This window comes from Celeribacter sp., assembly GCF_048259695.1.
In the GTDB taxonomy this organism is placed as follows: Bacteria; Pseudomonadota; Alphaproteobacteria; order Rhodobacterales; family Rhodobacteraceae; genus Celeribacter.
The window spans coordinates 1-5,366 of the sequence record NZ_JBLXHL010000054.1 but is presented as its reverse complement, the minus strand read 5'-3'; the positions used below and the strand labels follow the sequence as shown (position 1 = coordinate 5,366).

Here is a 5,366-nt window from a genome sequence, read left to right as displayed (position 1 = left end):
GCTCGACCATGGCGTGCTGGGCTACGGCCGGGCCACCGAGGGGCAGCGCGAGGTGCTGGTCCGGGCGATGCTGCGTGACCACGGCTGGCGGATCGAGCCCGAGTGGCTGGTCTTCCTGCCCGGGGTCGAGGGCGGGTTCAACATGGGGCTGTCAGCCTTCACCTCGCCCGGCGGCGGCGTACTGGAGGAGCTGCCGGTCTATGCGCCGCTGCGCGCCGCGCCGGGGCACTGGGGTCTGACCCTCAACGAGATCTGGCAACGCCCCGAAGATGGGCGCTGGTCCAGCGATGCCACCGAGATGGAGGACGCTGCACGCGCCTCAGACGCGCTGCTGCTTTGCAACCCGCAGAACCCCACTGGTCGGGTCTACACCCGCGCCGAGCTTGAGTACCGCGCCGAGCTCTGCCTGCGCCACGACATGGTGCTGATCTCCGACGAGATCCATTGCGGGCTGGTGTTGGACGGGCGCAGCCACATCCCCGCCGCCTCGCTCTCGCGCGAGATCGCCGCGCGCTCGGTGACGCTGATGGCCGCCTCCAAGACCTGGAACGTGCCGGGGCTCAAGACCGCCTTCGCCATCGTCCCCGACGCCGCGATGCGCGCCCCTTTCGAGGGGGCGAAACGCGGCATGGCGGACACCGTGACCGTGCTCGGCCTTGCCGGGATGAGCGCGGCCTACGAGAGCTGCACGGACTGGCGCGACGCCGTCCGCGCGCGTCTTGAGGGCAACCGCGACCTGCTGGCGGCGCGCCTTCCCGGGCTGATCCCCGGCGCGCGGATGCTGCCCCCCGAGGCCGGGTTCCTCGCCTGGATCGACTTCCGCGCGCTCGGCCTGCCGGTCCCCGCGGCGGAGTTCTTCCTCGACCGCGCCCGGGTTGCCCTGAGCGGCGGCACGGACTTCGGGTCAGGTCTGGAAGGCTGGGCACGGCTCAACTACGGTTGCACGCCGGAGCTGCTGGACGAGGCACTGCAGCGCATGGCGGGGGCCGTGCGGGACCACAGGGGGCAGGGATGACGAAAATGCAGAAACCCGCGAGCGAGCGCGGCAAGGCGGTCTCGCTCACCGACCAGGCCTATGCCCGGCTGCGCGAGGAGATCATCACCTGCGCGCTGCGCCCGGGCACCGACATCGGCGAGCAGGAGCTGGCGGCGCGGCTGTCGATGAGCAAGACGCCGGTGCGCGAGGCGCTGGCCCGGCTCACGCTCGAGGGGCTGGTCGAGGCCTTTCCCCGGCGCGGCTACCGGGTGACCCCGGTCACCGTGAAGGACATCACCGACATCTTCACCGTGCGCAAGGCGCTGGAAGCGGTGGCGGCGGAGCTGGCCGCACTGCGCATGACCGACGAGGAGCTCGACGAGCTCGGGACCCTGTCGCACCAGACCTACGGGCAGGACAAGAGCCTGCCGGTGCTCGAGTTCGTCGCCGCCAACAACCGCTTCCACGCCGCCATCGCGCTTGGCGCCCGGGTGCCCCGGCTGCACGCGCTGATCACCGGCTATCTCGAGGAATGCACCCGGCTCTTCCACATGGGCGCGACGATCCGCGACGTCACCCCCGAGACCGAAGAAGACCACAGCCGCATCGTCGCCGCCCTGCGCGCCCGCGACGGCGCGGCGGCGCGCGAGGCCATCAGCCTGCACACCGAGAACACCCGCCGCGGCCTGCTGAGCGCGCTCATCGCGGACGAGAATTCGCCGCTCGAGCTTTGATCAGGCCCTCGGATAAGGTCGAACTATGTTGCCTAATGCGCCGCCGTCCATTGGCGTAGGGTCAGGATTCATAACCAGTAGATGACGAGGGCGGCTAGGGCGACGGCCGAAAGGAAGACCTTCGGGCACCGGTCATATCGGGTGGTCACACGCCTCCAGTCCTTGAGCCTTCCGAACATGATCTCGATGCGATTGCGCCGCTTGTATCGGCGTTTGTCGTATTTGACCGGCTCCTTGCGTTTCTTTCGGCCCGGGATGCAGGCGCGTATCCCCTTGTCCTGCAACGCTTCTCTGAACCAGTCGGCGTCATAGCCACGATCCCCGAGCAGCCATTTGACATTTGGCAGGCCGCTGAGCAATGCGCGCGCGCCGATGTAATCGCTTCTGTGGTTGCCGCCCGTGGTGCAAGAAGCTTTTGACCATATTAACGTGTGATCGAGTGCGAACTTCTGTGAGGCCTTCATGATACGGCGTTTCCAGAAGCCGCGGGCCGAGATGGTGATCAGCAGATTGGGTCCAAATCTGACTTTCGAGCTCAATGCTCGTAGCGATTAACTGGTTTTCCCAATCCAGATCTGTTCGATCATTTTGCCCATTCAGGTCGTCGTCTTCTCACACTCCCTCAGCACCGGCCCTAGCGTTTCGACATGAGCATCATGCTACGATCGCCATCGCCGGATCTCTGTAATCTTCATTCTTTGTCAGCATCGCCCAGATCTGGCGGGCCATCTTATTGGCGAGCGCGATCGCGACCAGCATCCTAGGTTTGCGCGCCAGCATGCGTGACAGCCAGCTGCCCTCCGTAATGGTGCGCTGTCCGAGCCAGTTCAGTCGCGACATTGCGCCGATGATCAACAGGCGTCGGATATCGGCTTGACCAGCCTTCGTCATGCGACCAAGGCGCTCCTTGCCTCCGGAGGAATGTTGTCGAGGAACAAGGCCCAACCAAGCCGCAAAGTTGCGCCCGGTTTTGAATTCCACCATGTCGGGACCAAACGCTTCGACTGCAACGGCCGTCAGCGGCCCAATACCCGGCATCGTCTGTAGCCGGCGCGCTCTGTCTGACTGGGTGGCCAGCGTCTTGAGCTTCGTGGTGCGCTCAATGATACGCGCGGTTTTCTCTGCGATCTGCCCGAGCAGGTCCAGGCACTCTTCCCGGATCAGCGCGTGCAAGCGGACGGCCTTATCCTGCACAAGCGCCGTCATGCGATTGAGGTGGGACATGCCGACCGGAAACACATAGCCGTGCTCATACAGCAGAGCCCGTAAGGCGTTCACATCAGCGGTCCGCTGATGCACCAGGCGTTCCCGGCCGCGGAAGACCGCCGCGTAAGACTGCTGTTCGACTGTTTTGGGCTCCACGAAACGCATCTCAGGCTGGCGTGCCGCAATGACAAGCGCCTCAGCATCGGCCGCATCATTTTTCTGCCGTTTCACAAAAGGGCGCACATATTGCGGTGCGATCAGCTTTACCTCGTGCCCAAGAGCTTCCATCTCACGGGCCCAAAAATGTGCGCTGCCGCACGCCTCGAAAATCACCATGCTGGGCTCTTGCTGCGCCATGAACGCGGGGAATTGCTTCCGCGTCAGCTTCTTGCGGAACTGGGCATCCCCCGTTCGAAGAGCACCATGAACTTGAAAAACCGCCTTTGCCAGATCGATTCCAATCATCATATTCTTCATCTAGCCGTCCTCCTTTGCGCGTGGAGTTGAACACCACGACCTTGGCACATTGCGATGCCGTCTAGGGAGGGCGGCAACCACTCCATCTGACCTGTCCGGCGGTGACGAACAAGTCGATCGGTCGCCCCTGACTGTCGCAGATGGCGTGCAGCTTGGTGTTCATGCCGCCTTTGGTTCGACCGATCAGACGACCACGCCCCCCTTTTTGGCGGCCATGCTGGTCGCCGTTCGATGGGCCTTGAGATATGTCGCGTCGATCATCACGGTCTTCTCTTCACCGTGCTCAGCGGCCAGACCTGCCATCATCCGCGCGAAGATGCCTTTCTCGCTCCACCTCTTCCACCGGCTGTAAAGCGTCTTATGCGGACCATACTCCTTCGGGGCATCTCGCCAACGCAAGCCATTACGATTGATGAAGATAATCCCGCTCAAAACCCGCCTGTCATCGACCCGAGGCTTACCATGAGGCTTAGGGAAGAAAGGGGCCAGGCGTGCAATCTGCTCGTCGGTCAGCCAGAAGAGATCGCTCATGTCACCGCTCCGTTTTCAAAGCCGTGAATCATGCCGTTCCTGCGAAATCAATGCATCCTGACCCTAGGTGGAGCGAGACTGCCGGAGCGCCGGAGCTGGTGATGCCAATGCCGACGTTTGATCGCACGCTGATCGGCAATACCGCAGCGCCCGTTGGCGAAGTCGAGAGCCTCGCCCGACATTGCGCTCTGAAAACAGGCCGAAAGGTATGAAACCTAGTCAGCGCCCTGATCGCTATCGGGGCGCTGACTTCTATTGCGGCGACCGCTCGCCGCAGGTCAGAAGGTCACCCCAAGCGCAACAACCAGCGACTCTTTGGTCCGGTTGCCGTTGAACCCGTCGTAGCGGCCGTAGCTCACATTGATCATCGCCGAGCGCGAGAGCGAGATCCACGCCCCGGCGAAGCTGTTGAAGTAGGCCGACTCATCGACGTAGTCGTCATAGGAATTGACGAATTCGACGTCGACGCCGAACCCCGCGAAGGGGTGGATCTTGCCCTTCCCAACGTGATGCAGCGCCGCCTTGGCATAGACCGACCCATATTCGTCCGAGCTTTCGCCGCGCGGACCCTTGACCGTTGCACCCAGCGAGTTGGTGGTCTCGTCGAACCAGGTCTTCTGCCAGGCCGCGCCGATGTTGGGGCGCAGGATCCAGCTTTCGGGCAGCGCCGCGATGTCGGCCCTGGTAAAGTTGCCCACCGCGTCGGCCTGCAGGTATAGCCGCTGCGCGTCCTGCTCGGACTCCATCGTGGCGAAGGGCAGCGGGATGCTCGTCTCGGCGGTCTCGTTGAACCAACCGGCGCGCAGGGCGACGCCCCAGTTGTCGTTCACCACCTTCAGCACGTCCGCCCGAAGCGCCCAGAACTCAATGTCGCTGCTGCCGTCGTTGTGGCGTATCTCGACCTCGTTGCGGTTCACCTCCACCCCGAGCCCCAGCATCAGGTCGGCGTTCGGCGCATAGAAATACTGCGCGCCGAAGCCATGCGCCTCGCTGTCGCTCTCGAAGCCGGTGCCGGCGTTCTCGGTGCGCCAGGCGTCCGACCAGCGATTGTCGGAGGAAAAGCGCAGGTAGGAGGCGCTGTCACTCGGGCCCTTGTTCAGCTGGATGATGGCGCTGAGCGGGGTGAGCAGCTCGCTCACGCCGTCGGTATAGCCATCCGCCGGGTTGCCGGGAACGCCCGCCAGCGCCGACATCCCGCGGCCGAAGGCGACGCGGGACTGCACCGCGCCGTAACGCTCGTTCGAGGACATGACCCCCAGAAGGCCGGTCCGGCCCATGTTCGCGAGCACACGGATCGACAGGGGCGGCGGGCCGCCGGCCCCCAGGGTTTGCGGCGCTTCCGCCTTGGCTGCCGAGCCCGGGCACAGGGTTACCGCGCCCAGAGCGCAGGTCGCTATGAGTTTGAGCATCTTGCTCCTCCACTGATGTCAATTGATACGGGG

5 protein-coding genes and 1 pseudogene are annotated in these 5,366 nt (G+C 64.1%); 2 read left to right on the top strand and 4 right to left on the bottom strand.

What is annotated here, in order from left to right:
* Nucleotides 1-1,015, top strand: a 1,015-nt coding sequence (locus tag ACN0Q0_RS17625; RefSeq protein WP_417244491.1) for a MalY/PatB family protein, incomplete at its 5' end; no start/stop codon positions are given.
* Entirely contained in the window at nt 1,012-1,710 is a 699-nt protein-coding gene (locus tag ACN0Q0_RS17620; RefSeq protein WP_417244490.1) for a GntR family transcriptional regulator, read from the top strand. The genes ACN0Q0_RS17625 and ACN0Q0_RS17620, both read left to right, overlap by 4 nt.
* 68 nt (nt 1,711-1,778) lie before the next feature.
* Here the strand turns inward: ACN0Q0_RS17620 and ACN0Q0_RS17615 are convergent, their stop codons facing one another.
* The 4 genes and pseudogenes from ACN0Q0_RS17615 to ACN0Q0_RS17600 form a co-directional block, all read right to left on the bottom strand.
* On the bottom strand, nt 1,779-2,174 hold the full coding sequence (locus ACN0Q0_RS17615) for an IS5 family transposase (protein ID WP_417244492.1): 396 nt from the start codon (nt 2,172-2,174) through the stop codon (nt 1,779-1,781).
* 190 nt (nt 2,175-2,364) lie between these two features.
* On the bottom strand, nt 2,365-3,393 hold the full coding sequence (locus ACN0Q0_RS17610; RefSeq protein ID WP_343504304.1) for an IS110 family transposase: 1,029 nt from the start codon (nt 3,391-3,393) through the stop codon (nt 2,365-2,367).
* A gap of 88 nt (nt 3,394-3,481) precedes the next feature.
* Nucleotides 3,482-3,924 (bottom strand): annotated as a pseudogene (locus ACN0Q0_RS17605) (IS5 family transposase); the annotation flags it as partial.
* Nucleotides 3,925-4,202: 278 nt separating this feature from the next.
* The gene (locus ACN0Q0_RS17600) at nt 4,203-5,333 is read right to left on the bottom strand and encodes a hypothetical protein (protein ID WP_417244489.1); all 1,131 of its coding nucleotides are present in this window, start codon (nt 5,331-5,333) and stop codon (nt 4,203-4,205) included.
* Between the last annotated feature and the right edge of the window lie 33 nt (nt 5,334-5,366).